The sequence below is a fragment of the Humidesulfovibrio sp. genome, from assembly GCF_031082295.1.
Classification (GTDB): domain Bacteria; phylum Desulfobacterota; class Desulfovibrionia; order Desulfovibrionales; family Desulfovibrionaceae; genus Humidesulfovibrio.
In genome coordinates this window covers 1-16,439 of record NZ_JAVHLD010000023.1, presented here as the reverse complement: position 1 = coordinate 16,439, position 16,439 = coordinate 1, and the positions used below count along the sequence as shown (strand labels likewise).

At 60.4% G+C, this 16,439-nt stretch carries 19 protein-coding genes and 1 tRNA gene; 6 read left to right on the top strand and 14 right to left on the bottom strand.

The window, feature by feature from the left end; all coding sequences use genetic code 11:
- Positions 1-8 precede the first annotated feature (8 nt).
- The 11 genes from RDU24_RS11655 to RDU24_RS11605 form a co-directional block, all read right to left on the bottom strand.
- Entirely contained in the window at positions 9-1,973 is a 1,965-nt protein-coding gene (locus RDU24_RS11655) for a hypothetical protein (RefSeq protein ID WP_308735936.1), read from the bottom strand.
- Complete coding sequence (locus RDU24_RS11650) at positions 1,970-2,587, bottom strand: hypothetical protein (RefSeq protein ID WP_308735935.1); 618 nt, start codon at positions 2,585-2,587, stop codon at positions 1,970-1,972. Before RDU24_RS11650 ends, RDU24_RS11655 begins: the two co-directional genes overlap by 4 nt.
- On the bottom strand, positions 2,584-3,249 hold the full coding sequence (locus RDU24_RS11645) for a transglycosylase SLT domain-containing protein (protein ID WP_308735934.1): 666 nt from the start codon (positions 3,247-3,249) through the stop codon (positions 2,584-2,586). The genes RDU24_RS11650 and RDU24_RS11645 overlap by 4 nt, the downstream gene beginning before the upstream one ends.
- Complete coding sequence (locus tag RDU24_RS11640) at positions 3,246-3,587, bottom strand: hypothetical protein (protein WP_308735933.1); 342 nt, start codon at positions 3,585-3,587, stop codon at positions 3,246-3,248. Before RDU24_RS11640 ends, RDU24_RS11645 begins: the two co-directional genes overlap by 4 nt.
- Positions 3,584-3,880: a hypothetical protein gene (locus RDU24_RS11635; protein ID WP_308735932.1), complete on the bottom strand. Its 297-nt coding sequence runs from the start codon at positions 3,878-3,880 to the stop codon at positions 3,584-3,586. Before RDU24_RS11635 ends, RDU24_RS11640 begins: the two co-directional genes overlap by 4 nt.
- A gap of 320 nt (positions 3,881-4,200) precedes the next feature.
- Complete coding sequence (locus RDU24_RS11630) at positions 4,201-4,431, bottom strand: hypothetical protein (RefSeq protein ID WP_308735931.1); 231 nt, start codon at positions 4,429-4,431, stop codon at positions 4,201-4,203.
- A gap of 1 nt (position 4,432) precedes the next feature.
- A complete protein-coding gene (locus tag RDU24_RS11625; RefSeq protein ID WP_308735930.1) occupies positions 4,433-5,107 on the bottom strand; it encodes a hypothetical protein in 675 nt (224 codons plus the stop codon).
- A gap of 10 nt (positions 5,108-5,117) precedes the next feature.
- Entirely contained in the window at positions 5,118-6,608 is a 1,491-nt protein-coding gene (terL, locus tag RDU24_RS11620) for a phage terminase large subunit (RefSeq protein ID WP_308735929.1), read from the bottom strand.
- 34 nt (positions 6,609-6,642) lie between these two features.
- Entirely contained in the window at positions 6,643-7,251 is a 609-nt protein-coding gene (locus tag RDU24_RS11615) for a recombinase family protein (protein ID WP_308735928.1), read from the bottom strand.
- A gap of 130 nt (positions 7,252-7,381) precedes the next feature.
- Entirely contained in the window at positions 7,382-8,032 is a 651-nt protein-coding gene (locus RDU24_RS11610; protein WP_308735927.1) for a hypothetical protein, read from the bottom strand.
- A 120-nt stretch (positions 8,033-8,152) separates the two neighbouring features.
- Positions 8,153-8,548, bottom strand: a complete 396-nt coding sequence (locus RDU24_RS11605; RefSeq protein WP_308735926.1) for a hypothetical protein — start codon at positions 8,546-8,548, stop codon at positions 8,153-8,155.
- A 189-nt stretch (positions 8,549-8,737) separates the two neighbouring features.
- Between RDU24_RS11605 and RDU24_RS11600 the strand changes: the two genes are divergently transcribed.
- Complete coding sequence (locus RDU24_RS11600) at positions 8,738-9,112, top strand: hypothetical protein (RefSeq protein WP_308735925.1); 375 nt, start codon at positions 8,738-8,740, stop codon at positions 9,110-9,112.
- A gap of 478 nt (positions 9,113-9,590) precedes the next feature.
- Here RDU24_RS11600 and RDU24_RS11595 read toward each other — a convergent pair whose 3' ends face one another.
- Positions 9,591-10,928 (bottom strand): replicative DNA helicase, encoded by a 1,338-nt coding sequence (locus RDU24_RS11595; protein WP_308735924.1) that lies wholly within the window; start codon positions 10,926-10,928, stop codon positions 9,591-9,593.
- Between the two features lie 129 nt (positions 10,929-11,057).
- Positions 11,058-11,144, bottom strand: a tRNA-Leu gene (locus RDU24_RS11590).
- A 114-nt stretch (positions 11,145-11,258) separates the two neighbouring features.
- Between RDU24_RS11590 and RDU24_RS11585 the strand changes: the two genes are divergently transcribed.
- From RDU24_RS11585 to RDU24_RS11575, 3 genes are all read left to right on the top strand, one after another.
- Positions 11,259-11,945, top strand: a complete 687-nt coding sequence (locus tag RDU24_RS11585) for a DUF554 domain-containing protein (protein WP_308735923.1) — start codon at positions 11,259-11,261, stop codon at positions 11,943-11,945.
- A 208-nt stretch (positions 11,946-12,153) separates the two neighbouring features.
- The gene (locus RDU24_RS11580; protein WP_308735922.1) at positions 12,154-12,615 is read left to right on the top strand and encodes a chemotaxis protein CheX; all 462 of its coding nucleotides are present in this window, start codon (positions 12,154-12,156) and stop codon (positions 12,613-12,615) included.
- A 49-nt stretch (positions 12,616-12,664) separates the two neighbouring features.
- Positions 12,665-14,251, top strand: coding sequence for a response regulator (locus tag RDU24_RS11575; RefSeq protein ID WP_308735921.1), 1,587 nt, complete (start codon positions 12,665-12,667; stop codon positions 14,249-14,251).
- Here RDU24_RS11575 and RDU24_RS16025 read toward each other — a convergent pair.
- Positions 14,229-14,873: an esterase/lipase family protein gene (locus tag RDU24_RS16025; protein WP_374989770.1), complete on the bottom strand. Its 645-nt coding sequence runs from the start codon at positions 14,871-14,873 to the stop codon at positions 14,229-14,231. The two genes, RDU24_RS11575 and RDU24_RS16025, sit on opposite strands and share 23 nt — an antisense overlap.
- 281 nt (positions 14,874-15,154) lie before the next feature.
- On the opposite strand from RDU24_RS16025, the gene RDU24_RS11570 reads away from it, so the two are divergent.
- Positions 15,155-15,541 (top strand): tRNA-binding protein, encoded by a 387-nt coding sequence (locus RDU24_RS11570; protein ID WP_308735920.1) that lies wholly within the window; start codon positions 15,155-15,157, stop codon positions 15,539-15,541.
- Between the two features lie 11 nt (positions 15,542-15,552).
- Positions 15,553-16,439 (top strand): DUF1786 domain-containing protein (locus RDU24_RS11565; protein WP_308735919.1); only part of this gene is annotated, 887 nt, incomplete at its 3' end.

The window sequence follows — 16,439 nt, the reverse complement described above, 5'->3', positions numbered from 1 at the left end:
CCCCTTCTCTAGGCCGCCAGGCCCAGCTTCTGCATTTCACCGTTCAACATGCCCATGATGGCGTCCGGCAGGGCCACGCCTTGCTTATCCGCTGCGCCAAGCAAGGCCTGCACGTTGGCCATGGCCTGGGCCTGGGCCTCCTTGGCCAGCTGCTCCTGCTCATACTGCTGGGCCTCTTCCTCGGTGCGCACGGGGATGTTCAGGTCCATGAGCTTCAGGCCTTCCACCAGCAGCTCGCGGTCCTTCACGTAGCGGTGGAAGCGCGGGCTGTCGGTCATCTGAATAGCCTTCAGCATCTGCTCGGCCTGGAGTTCGCGGGCGATGAGCGCGCTACTGCCGATGGCCTTGATAACGAAATCACCCTTGATGTCCTCGCGCGGGTTGAAGCGCATGTTCCAGTAGTAGGACCAGGTGATGTGCGGGCGGGTGACGGAGATATCGAACTGGGCCACCAGGCCCTTGATGACGATGTTGGCCGCGCCCATAAGCATGGACAGGCCGCTTGCCGTCTCCGCAGCGCCGCCGACGGCATTGTCCCCGCCCATGAACCGGGGCGTGGTCAGCTCGTCGCTCCAGTCGGCCATGAGCTTGGCCACCATCAAAAGGTCCTGGACGTTCGAGGGCACAGTGAAGAAGTTGAGCGCCGTTTTCATGTCCTCGACGTTCTTGAACTTCCACGTTTTGAACGGGTAGTGGTCGTCTGGGTCCGTACCCTCGTGCAGGGCGCTCATGTTCACCGCGACCTGCGGCCCGGCGCAGGCGGCCGCATTGTCCAGGATCATGCGCACGGCGGTGTTGAACGCGCTTTGCGGATGGCGCATGACGCTGGCCACGCCCTCCGGGAAGAACCCGGTTTCGTCGCGTCCGAACATGAAGAAACAGTAGGGGATGTCGATGCCCTCTATGGGCGCCAGCACGGCCTTGACCACGCGCTCGCCCAGGAGCCAGACATTGGCCGCGTAGGCCCCGGTCTCATCGGCCACCTTGACCCCGGCGTCGGCCAGCTCCTTGCCGGAAAGATAGCCCCAGCGCTCCAGCAGCCTGTAGCGCCCCGGAACGCCCGTCGCGCTAGCCTTGTAGTCCTCAAGGGACATGCCGCGCAGATTGGACTCGTACTCTTCCAGCTCCGCGTCTCCGTCGGGATGATCCTTGATGTGCTCGCTGATGGCGGCAGTGTCGAAACCCGGCCAGGCTCCCAGCTCCTTTAAGTCCTTCAGGGTCTTGAGGTGGCTTTGCCAGACGAAACGCAGGCCCGAGGGCTCCATGGCCGTCATGTCGGGGAAGATGTCCCAGATGCTGACGAACTCGCGGAAGGGCCAGTATTCGCCTTCCTCCTGGCCCAGAATCCACCCGGCTTCGCCGGAGTACATGAACTTCTCGCGCTTGCGGCGCTCGACCAGGGGGCCTTTCAAGACGCCACAGCCATAGAGGACGCCTTGGAAGACCATGCGCTCGCAGATGGAGCGGTAGGAGGCCCGGCCCGGCCCCTCGGCCAGTTGCCCCTCCATCTCCGTGCTCATCTTCTCGGCAGCGTCATTGGCCAGGGACAGCGTCAGATCGCGCAGCTCCCGCTCGCTCAAATGGGGCACTTCGCCTGGCCGCAGCGGGCGGCCAAGCTCGAAGCCGAGCTTGGCCGCCCGCCGGTACTCCTCCATGAGCACAACCTCGCGCAGCAGGTCGGGGTGAACCTCGGGCGTGGTTGAAGGCTCAAGGGTCCAATTCTTCTCGCCCTTGGCTGGAAATTGCAAATCAATCAGGCGCGCGGTGAGGGCATCAACCTTGGTCTTGGTCTTGCGCAGGTATATCTTGCTGCGGTTCTTCTTGATCCGCTTGAGCACCTTGGGCTCATAGATGCCCAGGTACTGGCGCAGGTCCATGGCCCAGCGCTCCTCATAGGGACGGCGCAACGCGGCGTTGTTCGTGAACTCGCCGCGCAGCTTTGTCCCAAGCGCCTGGACCGCAACTTCACTCATTGTGCCCACGCCTCCAGCAGCTTGAGCCGGTCGGCGCTTACGCGCTCCAGCTCACGGGAGTACATCTCCAGATCGCGGAAGTGGGCCATCAGGGCCTGGCGGCTTACGGGTGCGTCTTGTCGTAGTCTTGCACCAGGGGTTTGGGCTTCACCGGGTCGAGCCGCAACTCCGCCGGGATCAGTCGTGTTGGCGTCGGCGTCGGCACGAATACCGGCTGTGTCGTTCCACCAGCGCACGAAAGCAGGCCCAAACACGCAGTCAGGAGAAACAGTCTCCGCAACATCGTTGATCCTCCGGGTGATGTCCGCGCGAGCCGTTGCCAACTCGCTACGCGCGGCGATGAGTTCTCCGGCCAGCTCGTTGCCGCGCTTGGCCAGGCGCACGGTCTCCTGCATGGCTTCTGCGGTGGCGTTGGCTCCGGCCTTGGCGTAGCCAGCCTCAAGCGTCTTGATCTCGGCCTTGCCCATGGCCTCGGCCTTGTCGTAGCCTTGGCCGTAGCCCCACCAGCAGGCCCCGAGACCGACCACAACAACGAGCAAAAGCAGGCCCAGGATCAGGGCCAGCTTGCGGTAGCCGGAGGAGGGGTCGAGAAAGGACAGTCCGGGCAACATCACGGCACCCCTCTCATGGCCACGCCCGGACCCCAGGGCAGGTAGAGCCACTGGTGCCGGTCAATGGCCTTGTCGTAGTTCCGGTTTTCCCTGAAGAACTCTGCGGCCCGGCCATTATTGACCTGCGCCACATCGGCAGCGCTGTTCGGGTTCAGGCCCAGGGCCTTGGCCTTGGCGCGGTCCTTTTGCACCCAGCCCCAACCGCCGTTGTAGCCCCAGAGGGCAAAGCGCCAACGATCCCCGTCCGTGGCCGCGAAGGCCGCAGCGTCGTAGAGCGACTTGTCGTAGATGCAAAGCGCCAGGAGCGCCCAACGCGGGTCCGTTGGCGCACCACTCGGGGATGACCTGCCCAGATCCTGTGGATGCAGGCGGGCCATGTCCCGCGCGGTCCCCGGCGTGAACTGCGCCAGGCCCGAGGCGTAGGCGCTCTTGGCCATGGGGTTCCAGGCGCTCTCTTGGTGTACCTGGCCAGCCAGCAGGGCCACAGGCGCAGTCATGCCGAACACGTAGCGAGCGGAACGGATGAGGTCTCTGCGGTAGCGCTCGGCCTGGGGCGGGGTGGACGCGGCATGGGCCATGGACGCAAAAGCAGCCAGCACGGCCCCGACCATCAGAATGGCCAGGAGCGTCGAAACGGCGGCAGTCGGGAGCCGCCGCGCGCTCACAGCGCAAGCCCGAAGCCGAAGGCGAACACGGCCATAAAGAGCGCCCGGCGGTGCATGCTGTTCAGGTGCATGGTTCGGTCGGCCAAGTCCTTGAACTTGCCAGGCCGCGCATAGTGGAACACGATCATGTCCACGATCAGGCCCAGAGTCGCGCCGAGCCACATGACGAAGGCCTTGTGCAGCAACAGCGCCCATGGGTCGATAACCACCACGCCGCCGGGGTAGATGGCGGGAGCCGGGGCGAACAGGGCTTCGACAAGACCGATGATCAGCGCGCCGAGCAGCATGGCCAGCAACTGGCCGGGCCGGGGCAGCTTGAGTTTGGAGATCAGGCTCATTGGACACCTCCGTCGTTATTGAGGATGGCCGCCTTTGTCTCGTCCGGGATGTCCGAGTGCACGACAAGCGCGCGGCTCATGTTGAGATTCACCCGCAGGGTCCGCTTCACGCTGTCCAACTGATCCCGCAAGACGGCGCGCTCCTGGCATTGCAGTTTGCGCTGCGTGTCGCATTCATCCTTGGTCACGTAGCGCGTGTCGCTGTTGCCCTTCATGGCAAAGACAGTGACCACGATGCTGATAAGCCCGACCAGGGCGGCGAGCAGCGAGGCTGTGAGTGCGTTGAATTCCATCCGCCGTCCTCTCCTGTCTTTCCCCCGCTGTGTCGGCCCCCGGCATGCACCAGGGGCCGACGTTGGGCGGGGCATCGCTCAACCGTGGCAAGGGGCTCGCAGCCAAAGTCGTATCATGGGATTTTGAGTCAGACGGGGGCGGTAACGTGGGGTAACGTCGGGTAACATGGGGTAACGTCGGGTAACAAAAAAAACCATTGACAACATTTTGAACAAAGAAAAACCCCGCCTGGGCGGGGCCTCTTCCTGTTCTTGGACGGGAAACGCGCGTTGTATCTTCGCGTATGTTTTCCCGTGCATGGGCGGGAGCGGCATCACACCTAGGGTTCGGCCCCGTGGCACTCGGCGCACCATTCGCGGTACAGGCCGAGCACACCAACTTTGTCCGCCCGCACGGTTTTGCGCTTGGCCTGACCATGCTGGGTGAACACCCGGCCACCCCGCTCGGCATCGTAGTCAACCAAAACGGAGACAACCCCCATACGCACTCCCAGGAACTCCCGGATGGCCCTGTGCCCGCGCAGCATGCCGTTCTGTGTCTCATTGGCCATGCTAGTACCCCCCGATGTCGTCTGCCGGACCGTTTGAGGTCTGGCGAGTTATGCCCTGCCCCATAGCCGTCACGGGGCTGTCCAGGTCGATAGAGGCCAGCGCCCAGAGGAACGCAGCCAAGAGCGGGTACAATTCCAGGCTGCGGGAGAGTTCCGCACGCTGCCTGCTCTTGTATTCCCTGGCCACCATGGAGCCCTCGCCAAAGAACAGCGTCTTGACGCCACGGGTGCGCCGCTCGAACAAGCGGTCATAGGCCGCCCAGTCACGGCTGCCGTTCACGCTGGGGGGCAGGGCCAGGTCAAGCTGGTGCAGGCGCAGACGGCGACGCCCGTCGTTGTAGTCCGTGACCAGGCGCATCTCCGGCGCGGAGACAGGGGTCATCCAGGCTCGGCAGGAAAGCACCTCGCTCCACAGGCTGGCGCGGCGCAGCAGCTGGTCCGGGTCATCATGGGTGTACTCGGCGGCGATCTCGACCTTGCGCATGTCCAGGCCGCTCATGGGCTCCTGGTGTTCCACCAGCACAACGAGCGCTCCGGGCCGGATGTCGCGCGGCCAGGCCAGAGCGCCCACCACGCGGCGGTACAAGGCCTTGGTTGCCTTGTTCTGGTACTGCATCAGGCCGGGGCTGAAAGGGTTCTGCTTGATGCCGATGTCTGCGATGCTTTGCGTCTCCACGTTTGGTCTCCTAGCTCATGTCCCGGTCTTGCGTGAGCCCGGAACCGTTCTTGAGATAGTCCAGGGCCTCGGCCATCACGTCGACCTGGTCCTTGAATTTGCCGTTGGGGAACATGATCACCTCGTTCTTGAACGCGGGAAGCCACGGGGCGCTCTCCGGCACCCACACGTTGCCGCCCTTGACCGTGGACGCCTGGGCGCGGGCACGGGTCTCCTTGCCGTCCTTGCCCAGCACGTAGGGGATCACCGGCACCTTGGTGTCCTTTTGCAGGTCCTGGATCACGCTGGTGCCGCTGCTCTTGTCCTCCACCACAACCTCATCCACGCCCCCGGCGTCGTAGTCATCGACGATGCGCTGTTTGAGGGTCGGGTAGTCCATGCGCTCGCGCAGCACGTGCAGCAGATAGTAGCCGTTTTGGGCCTCGCCCCAGCGCTCGCGCACCGAATAAGCCGCCCCATCCTTGACCGACTGCGCGGTGTCCCAAAAGTCCACAATGCGCTCGAACCGGGGAAGCTCAGTGTAGGACTGGAACCACTCCCACTTGAAGATTCCGCCGCCCGGCGGGGTGGGCTCCTGCTGGAACTGCCCGGCGTACTCCGCCTCGTGCATCTTGCGCTTGATCTTCTCCAGGGCCTCGCCGGTGAACCGCTCCGGCCAGAGCAGCTCGCCTTCCTTGGTGCGAGGGTCCTCAAAGCCGAGCGGAGTCTTGACGTAGCGCCTGCCCTCGTACTCGGCAGGCAGGCACAGGTGCACCCAGCCGCCCTGTTCGAGCAGGTGCCCAGACAGGTCGTTCTCGTGGACGCGCTGCCCCACGACCACGAACGCGCCCCGCTCCGGGTCATCGAGGCGGTTGGACATGGAGTTGTCCCACCAATCGAGCACAGACAGGCGCTTTGTCTCCCGGTCCTGGCTCACGTCCTTGACGTTGTGCGGATCGTCGCAGAACACGTAGTCGCCGCCCTCGCCGGTCGCCTTGCCGCCGGAGGAGGAGACGAAGCGCGAGCCGCCGTGGGTGTTCTCGAACTTGCTCTTTTCGTTCTGGTCGCTCTTGATGCTGACCTTAGAGCCCCAGCGTTCCTGGTACCACGGGCTTTCGATGATGGTGCGGGCCTTCTGGTTGTCGCGCCGGGCCAGGGTCAATTCGTAGGAGGAGTTGAAAGAGCGCCTGCCCGGAGCCCAGGTCCACACCCAGGGCACAAAGCACACGCTGATGCCGATGCTCTTCATGTGGCGCGGGGGCATGTTGACCAGCAGCTCACGAATCTCGAACGTGGCCACGGCCTCCATGTGCTCGCAGATGGCCCCGATGTGCCAACCATCGACAAAGGGCCGGGCAGGCTCGATGATGTGCCAAGACTGGAGGATGAAGTCGTGGTAGCTCATCTCCGGCTTGAAGACGAGCTGCTCGGCGTTGGCGGCAGGCAGGCTGGTTTGCAGGTTCAGGACGAAGTTTTGCAGCAGGCTGCCCCCGCCGCCAGGCCCGAGGGTCCGCCGCTTCATGCGCACCCCCAGGCCGTGGCCTGGCGGGGCCTGGCTACTCCAGCTTGCGCGAGCGCATGAAGCGGATCAGCGTGGTGTCCGAAACGTCGAGGATGCGCGCCAGGCTGGCCTTGCTCACACGCTTGGCGCGAAAATCCTTGATCTCCGACTCCCGACCGTCCAGGACCGACTTGCCGGTGCTGCCCTTGGGCCGCCCTAGGGTCTTGCCCTCGGCCCGCGCCCGCGCCAAGCCCGCCTTGGTCCGTTCGCTTATGAGGTCGCGCTCTATCTCGGCCAGAAGCCCAAAGAGCCCCACCAGAATCTTGCCCTGCACATCCCGCTTGCCGCCGTTGACGCGGATGTTCTCCTTGAGCGTCACCAACCCCACCCCGGCGGCGGCCAGCTTGTCCACGGTCTGCACCACTTCGCCCAAGCTGCGCCCCAGGCGCGACAGCTCTGCCACCACAAGCGTGTCCCCAGCCGCAAGCTGACCGGCAAGCTCCTCCAGGCCGCGTTCCTTGGCCGAGCGCCGCGAGGACATCTCGCGCTCCATCCAGTCCGTGATCTGCACGCCTTCCCGGTTGGCCCAGGAGAGAATTTCCAGTCGCTGGTTCGAAATGTCCTGCTTGTCCGTGCTCACCCGCAAATAGGCTATGGTCGCCATGTTCGCCCCCGTTTTTCAGGTCCGCTGCGTCAAAACCGTTCCCACGGCTTTTTTGTGCCTGATTCACGGCGCGAAAGCAAACGTTTTTAAGCATTATTATGCTGCCTCTTTACGGTCGTTTTAAGTTTGCCTAATCCTGCGCGAAATTCACATTGCCGCCGGGAATGTCCAGGCTGGACCGAAAGGCCTGCACCTGGACAAGGCGCGCCATGATCCGCTGCTGCACCTCGGGCGCTGCGGCCTTGATCTCGTCCATGACCACCCCCTGGAACTCCTCCACGCGCTTCATGTTGAAGGCCTCCCGCTGCATGGCGAAAATGAACTCAAGCTGTTTCCTGGACTCGCCCAGGAGCTTCACGGCTAGGTCGCCCAGGCTGCCCTTGGGACCGGCCAGCCGCCGCAGCTTGTAGCGCGCCTCGCGGCCAGCCTCGGCGTTCTCGTCGGTCTTGATGACCACGCTGACCAGGTCCAGGATGTACTGGGCCTGCTCGGCCAAGGACGCCAGGCGCGCGCCGCTGTCCGAAAGTTGGGCCGTCATAAGCGCCTGCCCGGCCTGCTGCGCAGGAATATTCTTGGCAACGGCGATCTCCATGCGCTGGAAGGCCCTCGTCACCGCCGCGCCGCTGACTTCGAAAAATTCTGCCGCAGCGGCCTTTGTCCAGCCACGGTTGACCACCAGTTCCACCATGACCTCGCGGTCGATGAAACCAGAGCCCCGCGAAGGATGGAGCGCCAACTCGGGCGGCAGCAATTCCGCGATTAACCTCTCCCGCTCGTTCATCTTGCCCCCCGCTTGACCGGCTTAACAGTCCGGCTTAACTCTCATTTACCCCTGTCTTTACTCTTGCCCCAGGTTCTTAACCCAACCTTAACTTTTTCCCCGGCTTTGACGGTCAAGACCTTAACCGGACTTGTCCTGGGCCTGCTCTCTGGCCCGTTCCGCCCGCATCTGCTCGTACTCTTCCAGGCTCCAGCTCTTCGTCTCCCGGACCACCTCACCTTGCGCCCGCTTCGGGTCTCCCATTTGGTCGCGCGTCAGGTAGTGCCCGCCCAGAACCTTGTCCATGTTCGCCCGGCAGACCAGCCAAGCCAAACCGGCGCGCCACTGCTCCACCTCGCCCATCAGGTACGGGTGCTCCCGCACCAGGGCGAAGAACCAGCCCCACCACTCCAGGCTCTGCCTCTCCGGCTTGGACTTCCACCTCGCGGCGATGTCCTTGCCCAACTTCTCGGCATCTTCGCGGGGCTCAGGCAGCTCGGGCAACACTTCGCGGTACCTGGCGACGATTTCACTCACGGGCACATGCTCGCTCTCTCCCCCCCTTGGGGGGGGTGGGGGGGATTTTAGAGTTTTGGAATTGGTATTGGGGCATTGCTTACCCAATGCCGACCCATTACCACCCGCATTAGGCACTCTTTGCTTCCCTGGACGTTCCACGGAATCCCTTGTGCCCCATCGTTTATTTGCGGCGGCGCGGCTAGCCTCTTGGCGTTCCTCGGCCTGAGCAACATGGGGTTGTTCTTCGCGCCAATTGGGCAGGTAGAATATCCCATCCTCGCCCCTCGCCAGGAACTCCTCTTCAATCAAAAGTTCAATGAATCCATCGGCGTCCTTTCTTACGCAGCACACCTCATGCAGATCCTCGACGCCCATTCTCTCCAAGCGGCCCGTGGTCGGGCAATTTTCGGCAGCCCAGCTCCAAAGCAGGAATACGGCGTAAGCTCCGTCACCGCCAAACCGCCTTACCATGCGCATGAAACGAAGCTCACGATGGAACCCCTTCGGCAGGCGCAGGTCCTGAACATAATTTCCCAGCTTCTTAGCCACATTGCCCCCAGCTCTTGCCACGGCCACAATTGAATTTATCGCGAGCCACATCCCTAAACTTTTGTCAGCGCGGCGGCGGCGCATGCCCTCCTGAACGACGCCACCACTTACCCAATGCGCAACTAATGCGGACCCATTGCCTACCCATTACCTATGAATGCGGAACACCAAACCTTCTGTCTCCACAGAACTTCCCGTGGGCGATGCAACAGGCGCGTACCTCGCGCACCTGTCTGTTTCGCGCAGCCATGGGTCCGGGTTGATCTCCACCTGGCCAGGCTCAATTGGCTCAAGCCACAGCAGGCACGTGGCGGCCTGGGAACACAGCTCGGCCCGGCACTTGAGGCGCGTGTCCATGCTCACCCCCTTGTCCTCCTGGATGTCCGCCACCACTCCCGGCACTCCTTGCGCCAAGGGCACACGTCCAGCATTTCAGATGTGCTGTGCATCGCGCACCGGTGGCAGGTGCATGCCGCTTGTGCATGGCTTGAAGTTCTTGATGCCATCGGCATCAGAGCCCTCTCTCGTTTTTCCGCAGATAGTCCTGGTTCACGAACCGCAGGAACGATCGCTGGAAGTCGACCTTGACCGTGCCCGTGCGGTTGCTACGACCCTTGGCCACGTCAATTTCGATCTCCCTGACCACGCCCTTGCCTCGCGTGTCCCAGGGAACAAGAAAGAGTATGATGTCCGCATCAGCTTCGACCGCGCCGGATTCGCGGAGCTGCGAGAGAAGGGGGCGCTTGGTCTTGTCGGCATCGCGGTTGAGCTGGGCCAGGCAGATCACAGCCACGTCGTATTCCAGGGCGGTGTTCTTGATGGCGCGCGAGACCTCGGCCACCTCCTGCTCGCGCGAACTGCACCGTTGGTCCGCGCGCATGAGCTGAAGGTAGTCGATGATGACCCAGCGGATGCCGATCTCGCGCTTCCACTTGCGGACCTGGGAGCGAAACTCCTGAATGGTGAGGCCTGGCCTGTCCCAAAGACGCAGGCGCGGGTCCAATTGCCCAAGCCAGTGAACCCCGCCCATTACCTTGGTCATGTCTGCGTCCGTGAAATCACCATCACGGAAACGCTGCGCGTCAACCCCGCCCTGCCTGGCAAATAAACGTAGGGCCAACTGCACGGATCTCATCTCCAAGGAGAAGATGCCGCCAGGCACGCCCTTGTCCAAGGCGTGTGCCGCCTCACACAGAGCAAAGGCGGTCTTCCCGGCCCCAGGCCGTCCGGCCAGTACGCATGTTTCTCCCGGAGCGTAGCCACCGATGAGGGCGTTCAGGTCGTAGATGGAGGACTTGATCAGATCGCCATGACCGCCCTTAAGGCGTTCCACGTAGGCCAGGGCGTCAAAAGCCACTTGGCTGGGGCGCTGGCTGGGCACGTTGACGCGATCCTCCAGGACTGCGTCTATGGTCTTCTGGGCATGTGCCGCAAACTCAGTCGGACTGGCGGTTGGGTCAAAGGCCGCATCGCAAAGCCCCATGCCTAGCTCGATCATGGCCCGACGCTGGGCAGCTCCGCGCACGATGCCCACATGGTGGCGGGCGTTGGCCACGCTTATGGGAGAGCTGGCCAACTCGGCCAGATACACCGGCCCACCGGCTCGCACCAAACTGCCCAGGGCCGCGAGCCTGTCAGACAGCGTCACCAAGTCAAGCGGCGTCCCGTCAGAGAACATCGCCAGCATGGCCTGAGCAATGGCTCGGTGCGCAGGGGAATAAAAGATGTCGGGCGAAACGCCTTCAAGGATGTCGACGGCTGCGGCTGGGCGCATCAGACACCCACCCAGCACAGCCTGCTCGGCGTCCAGGTCGTGGGGCATGACGCGATTGGGGTGGGGGGCTTTCATGCCGACCCCCGGCATAATGCCAAGGTTCGCAATAAACAGGGGGCAGATGGGGGGCAGAATTGAAAAAGTGCAAAGATAAAGGCTTCGCTACCGTACCCTCTGTACGCCTGCGAAGCCTTGGTATTACTGTGGTACCGGGAGGGGGAATTGAACCCCCACAACCTTGCGGTCGGTGGATTTTGAGTCCACTGCGTCTACCAATTCCGCCATCCCGGCAAGAGGTGCATTCTTAAGAGAACCTGAGGCTTGTGTCAATATGCTCCCCTTGTCAGTCATGTCCCATCATGCTAGCAGATCGCTTCCAAAATATACTTAACAACGAGGTCAGCAATGGTCGTGCCTATGGGGGCGTTGGTGAACGCAGGCGCCATTATTCTCGGCAGTGGGATAGGCATGGCTCTGCATAGTCGCTTTGCCGAGCGCTTCAGGCGTATCGTCTTTCAAGGGCTTGGCCTTTGCGTTCTGCTCATCGGCCTTCAGATGGCACTGACAGGCAAGAACCCACTCATCCTTATCTTCAGCATCCTTCTGGGTGGTCTGCTTGGTGAGGCCATGCGGCTCGACAACATGTTCGAGCATGTTGGCAATCTCACCAAGGCAAAGCTTCGCTCAAGGAATCCCGATTTCACTGAAGGCTTGATAACCAGCTCGCTCATCTTTTGCGTCGGCGCCATGGCTATCGTTGGTTCCTTTGACGAGGGCATCCGCGGTGACACGACGGTACTCTACACCAAGAGCATACTGGATGGCTTCGCCTCTATTGCGTTGGCAGCAACATATGGATCTGGCGTGCTCTTTTCCTTCATCCCTGTACTCGTTTACCAAGCCTCTCTGACAATGTTCGCAGGCTTGTTCCAGGAACAGTTTTCACCGCTTGTCATCAGCCAGCTAACGGCGACAGGAGGTCTGCTTATCATGGGCATCGGCCTGACACTGTTGGACATCAAACGCATCAACCTTTCCAACCTTCTTCCCTCACTTGTCATGGCTGTTGCGCTGACCTTGATCTTCGGATAATTTCTTGAAACATGGTGGAGAATTACCGCAATGGCCTGGTCATTATTTTCAAAGTTCTTGACCGAAGACCTGGAAGAACGTACTAAATAATTCATACTTTTTACATATTGCCTGACTTAAATATCCTAAAGATTTGAACCCGACGTGCTTCAGATTTCTTGATAGGTATCACAATCTGACCACGATCCCGACTAAGGAGACCCCGCTCATGGACGTTGAACTGGCAAAACCTTTTGTCAAGGCCGCAATGGATGTCATTGGCACCATGGCTTTCATCACTCCAAGGCCGAGCAAGCCTTTCGTTAAGAAAAATTCCATTGCGACAGGAGATGTGACAGGGCTTGTCGGTCTCACGGGCGATGGCAAGCGCGGAAGCGTTTCAATCTCTTTCAGCAAGCAATGCGCGGTGGCCATGGTCAAGAACATGCTGGGTGATGACATCCAGGACATCGTCTCTGACGTTAAGGACGCCGTCGGCGAGATCACAAACATGATCTCCGGTCAAGCGCGCGCCGGCCTTTCCGAAAAAGGCCTTGTTTTCCAGGGCTCAACGCCCACGGTCATCATGGGCGACAACCACAGCATTTCGCACATGGCGAAATCCCCAATCATGGCCATACCCTTTGAAACAGACGAGGGCGGATTCACAATCGAGTTCTGCTTCGAATAATCAAGGAAACATTTCTACAGAAGCATGAACCACGTCCCTTGGGGGGGGTATGAGCAAGCTTGACGGATTCCACGATAAGGATTTTCTTGAGCAGGTCACCATTCTAAACGAAATCGCCAGCTCCAGGGACTCGTCCACCCTGAACGGCCTGATGGACCTTTTTGAAAACCCCACAGGCGACACTGGCGTAGACTACATGGTGGTGAACACACTGAATGCCGTGCTCGGTGCGAACGAAGACGCGGTCATTCAAGGCTTGCACAGCCAAAATCTCGCTTTTCGTACCCTTTGCATAAGGACCGCAGGAGAATACACTTTTCCTGATGCCGCCGAACCGCTTGCGGAAATGGCTGAAGATGAAACAGATACAGATAGACTGGCCGAGATCCTAGCTGCGCTGGCAAAGATTCACCCGGCAAACGGTGCGAGCATTTTCAGAGCTTTTCTTGGACATGATGATCCCATGATCGCCTCCTTGGCCATGGAAATGGCTGGAGCCTATGCAGACAGCCAGGCTGTTATCTTCCTGAAAGCCGCTGTGGAAGCCACTGACGCCACTCACTCCTACGATCAGTGCGACATCACAACATGGAAGGCCATCGACGCCCTTGCCACCATGGCGACTCCGGAAGCGATCGCCTTTCTTGCCGCCAACGTTCACCACAAAAACCCCACTGCCAGACGAATCATCACGGACGCCCTGGTACGGGTTGGCGAACCGGCTATTGCACACCTTGAGTCGCACTACGGCCAGGGTGATGTCGATCAGCGCATTCTTGCCTGCAACATCATCGGCTTTATCGGGTCGCGCAAAGGCGCAGACGGACTCGTGCAGGGGTTTGACAAAGGCTACTTCACTGAGCCCAACGTGCGTTATGCCGCCTTTGAGGCACTGGGACGAATCGGCACCTTGAAGGGCTTGGTTTGCCTTGTGGATGGCCTCATGGAGACTGACGAACTCATCCTGATGGCAGTAGTCACTGGGCTTGAGCGCCACGCTGCGCCAGGTATCCTCAAGACCATTTCCGACCGCATCGCGGAAGGTGGAGAGCGCTCTTCGCGCATCGCTCACGCTGTCATTGCCTCGCGTGCGCTGCGCCTGTTCCAGGAGCTCTACAAGGACGAAACCGTCGGAACGGCGCTGCTTGTGGAGCTGAAAAAATCACAGGATCCCGAGATTCTGTCTGATTTCGCGACACGCCTGGAAGAAATCGGCACGGATCGCTCCAAGGCTGACGCAGCAAGTCTGCCAAAACCCAAGACCGCCACGCGCAAGGCCTTGGCAGCGGATGACTCAAAGTCGATGCTTGCGCTTTACCGCAGCATCCTTACCGACATGGGCATCGAGCCCCTCATGGCCGTCAACGGCCAGGAAGCCTATGCTTATGTGGAGGCAGGCGAATTTGCAGACGTTGTCATCACGGACATGAACATGCCCGTGATGGACGGTATGGAGCTTGTGGGGAAATTGCGCGGCTCCCTGGGATACGAAGACGTGCCCATCCTCATGGTCACCACCGAATCTGAGGGTTCACAACGCGAGATGGCCAGCAAGACCGGTGTTACCGCGTTCTTGACAAAGCCTTTCAAACCGGCTGACCTCAAGGCCAAGCTCATCGAGATGCTGGGCGGTTAGCAGCGCGCAGCAAGTATTCTACGCTCATGTTCCACACCCTTCGATCATAAAGCACTCCGACGTGGCTGACGGGGGGAGCGCAGAGCTCCTCCCAGTCTTTGTCTTTCAGCTCAGGGCCTAACCAGCAGCCGGAGAGCGGAAGCACCATGTTGTCTAGCGGTGTGAACAAGCTTTGCCGAAGAATTGAAGGGCCAAGGCAATCGGCATACTCTGGCCCATTCACAGTGCGAACAATGTGACCATCCAAAGCCAGCCCCCGCGCCAACCGGCCGATGGCTAAACGGCTTGCGAGAACGCTCCCCCCATGCGGAGCGCAAATGGTCAAGACACCGCCTACCCTTCCCCTTAAACGTTCATCCGCCAAGGCGGCTCGGGTGACCATTCCGCCGAGGCTGTGCCCTACAAGCAGCACCCTGCCCTCTGGTGCCCGCTGAGCTGCCTTCAAAGCTTCCTGCACAAGCCCCTCCACTATGGCCTCAAAGGAGCGAAAGAAGCTTGCATAGGAGTAGGTCATCACATGGTAGAACCCGGCGTAGCGCAATCTACGCTTGTAAAGGAACCAGGCTGAGGAATTATGGTACAAGCCGTGGGTCAGAATCACAGGGGGAAGTTTACTTGGCATGGACGTACAATGTTTCGCCCTTGGCAACCAGCCAAGTGGGTATGCCAATATGACGAGGCCGATGCTCCACATGGAATTCCATATTGCCCAAAAGACTGCACGTGCGAGATGGCCACCGCAAAGTTCGCGGACGCGAGGCAATAGTCCAGCGCGTGCGTTCTCGACAAGGTATATCGCGTAGGAGAGTAGCGGTACGCCCACAACAACAGCGAAGAGTATCAGCACTATCGACATTGGTCGCTCCGTCCAAAGCTTGCGTACAGTGTATGGAAGCGTGTAGCATGCTCAAAACGACCTGTCATTATGAGGAAAATATGGAACTTCCGCAGGCACCGGACTGTGTCTCAGTCGAAGATTTCTTTCGCATAAACATCCGCGTCGGCACGGTGTTGCGCGCGGAGACATTCCCAGAGGCCAAAAAACCTGCCTATAAGCTCTGGATCGACTTTGGGGATCTTGGTGTCCGGCAATCCAGTGCGCAGATCACACAACTCTATCAACCAGAGGAACTTGTCGGCAGACAAATCGTCGCCGTTGTGAACTTCCCGCCGCGCAAAATCGCAGGCTTTCGCTCCGAAGTCCTTGTGCTTGGCGCAGCAACTCAGGATGGCACAATCACCCTGCTCGCCCCGGACGCTTACGCACCTGACGGCGAACGCATCCATTAATGAGCACAAAGATGAACGAGAATCGCTCAGACCTCAACTCTGCCAACACGCCGATCCTCTGCCTCGACATTGGTTCAGGCACCCAGGATGTACTACTCTACTCAGCAGATCGCGAGATTGAGAACTGCCCTAAACTGGTTCTTCCTGCGCCGGCACGCGTGTTGGCATCCCGCATCCGCGAATTGACGAAACAAGGCCGTGCTTTGCACTTATATGGATTCAACATGGGGGGCGGCTTCGGAGGTGCAGTGCGGGCTCATCTCGCCGCAGGGCTGCAGGTATCCATGACCGAGTCTGCCGCTTACTCCCTCGCGGACGACCTTGAAGCCTTGCGCTCCCGAGGATACAGCATCACCCCTGATTGCCCTGATGAAGCCGTGGCACTGCTTTGCGCAGATTTCGACCAGGACTTTTGGCGTGGAGCCATGTTGTCTCTGGGACTGCCCTGGCCAAGCCTCATTACGGCGTGCGTTCAAGACCATGGTTTTCACCCTGGCCAAAGCAACCGACGTGGTAGATTTGTGCTCTGGGAACGTTTGCTCAAGGAGGCGCATGGACAGCCCGAGAGCCTGCTTTTTGAGGCGGTCCCGCAAGAGTTCACACGGCTGGCTGATCTGCAAAAATCCATAGGTGGCGGCCCTGTGGCAGATACGGGCGCTGCGGCGGTTCTTGGCGCATTGTTTGAGCCGTCAGTACGAGCCAGGTCCGATGCCCGCGGCATTACCCTCGTAAACATCGGCAACAGTCACACGGTGGCCTTCCTGATCTTTCAGGGGCGGATTTGGGGTGTTTACGAACACCACACAGGTCTCCTAGACGCCCAAAAACTATGGAGTCAACTTGAGCAATTTCGCAAGGGCAACCTTGATTTCGTGTATATATTTGATGACCAGGGGCA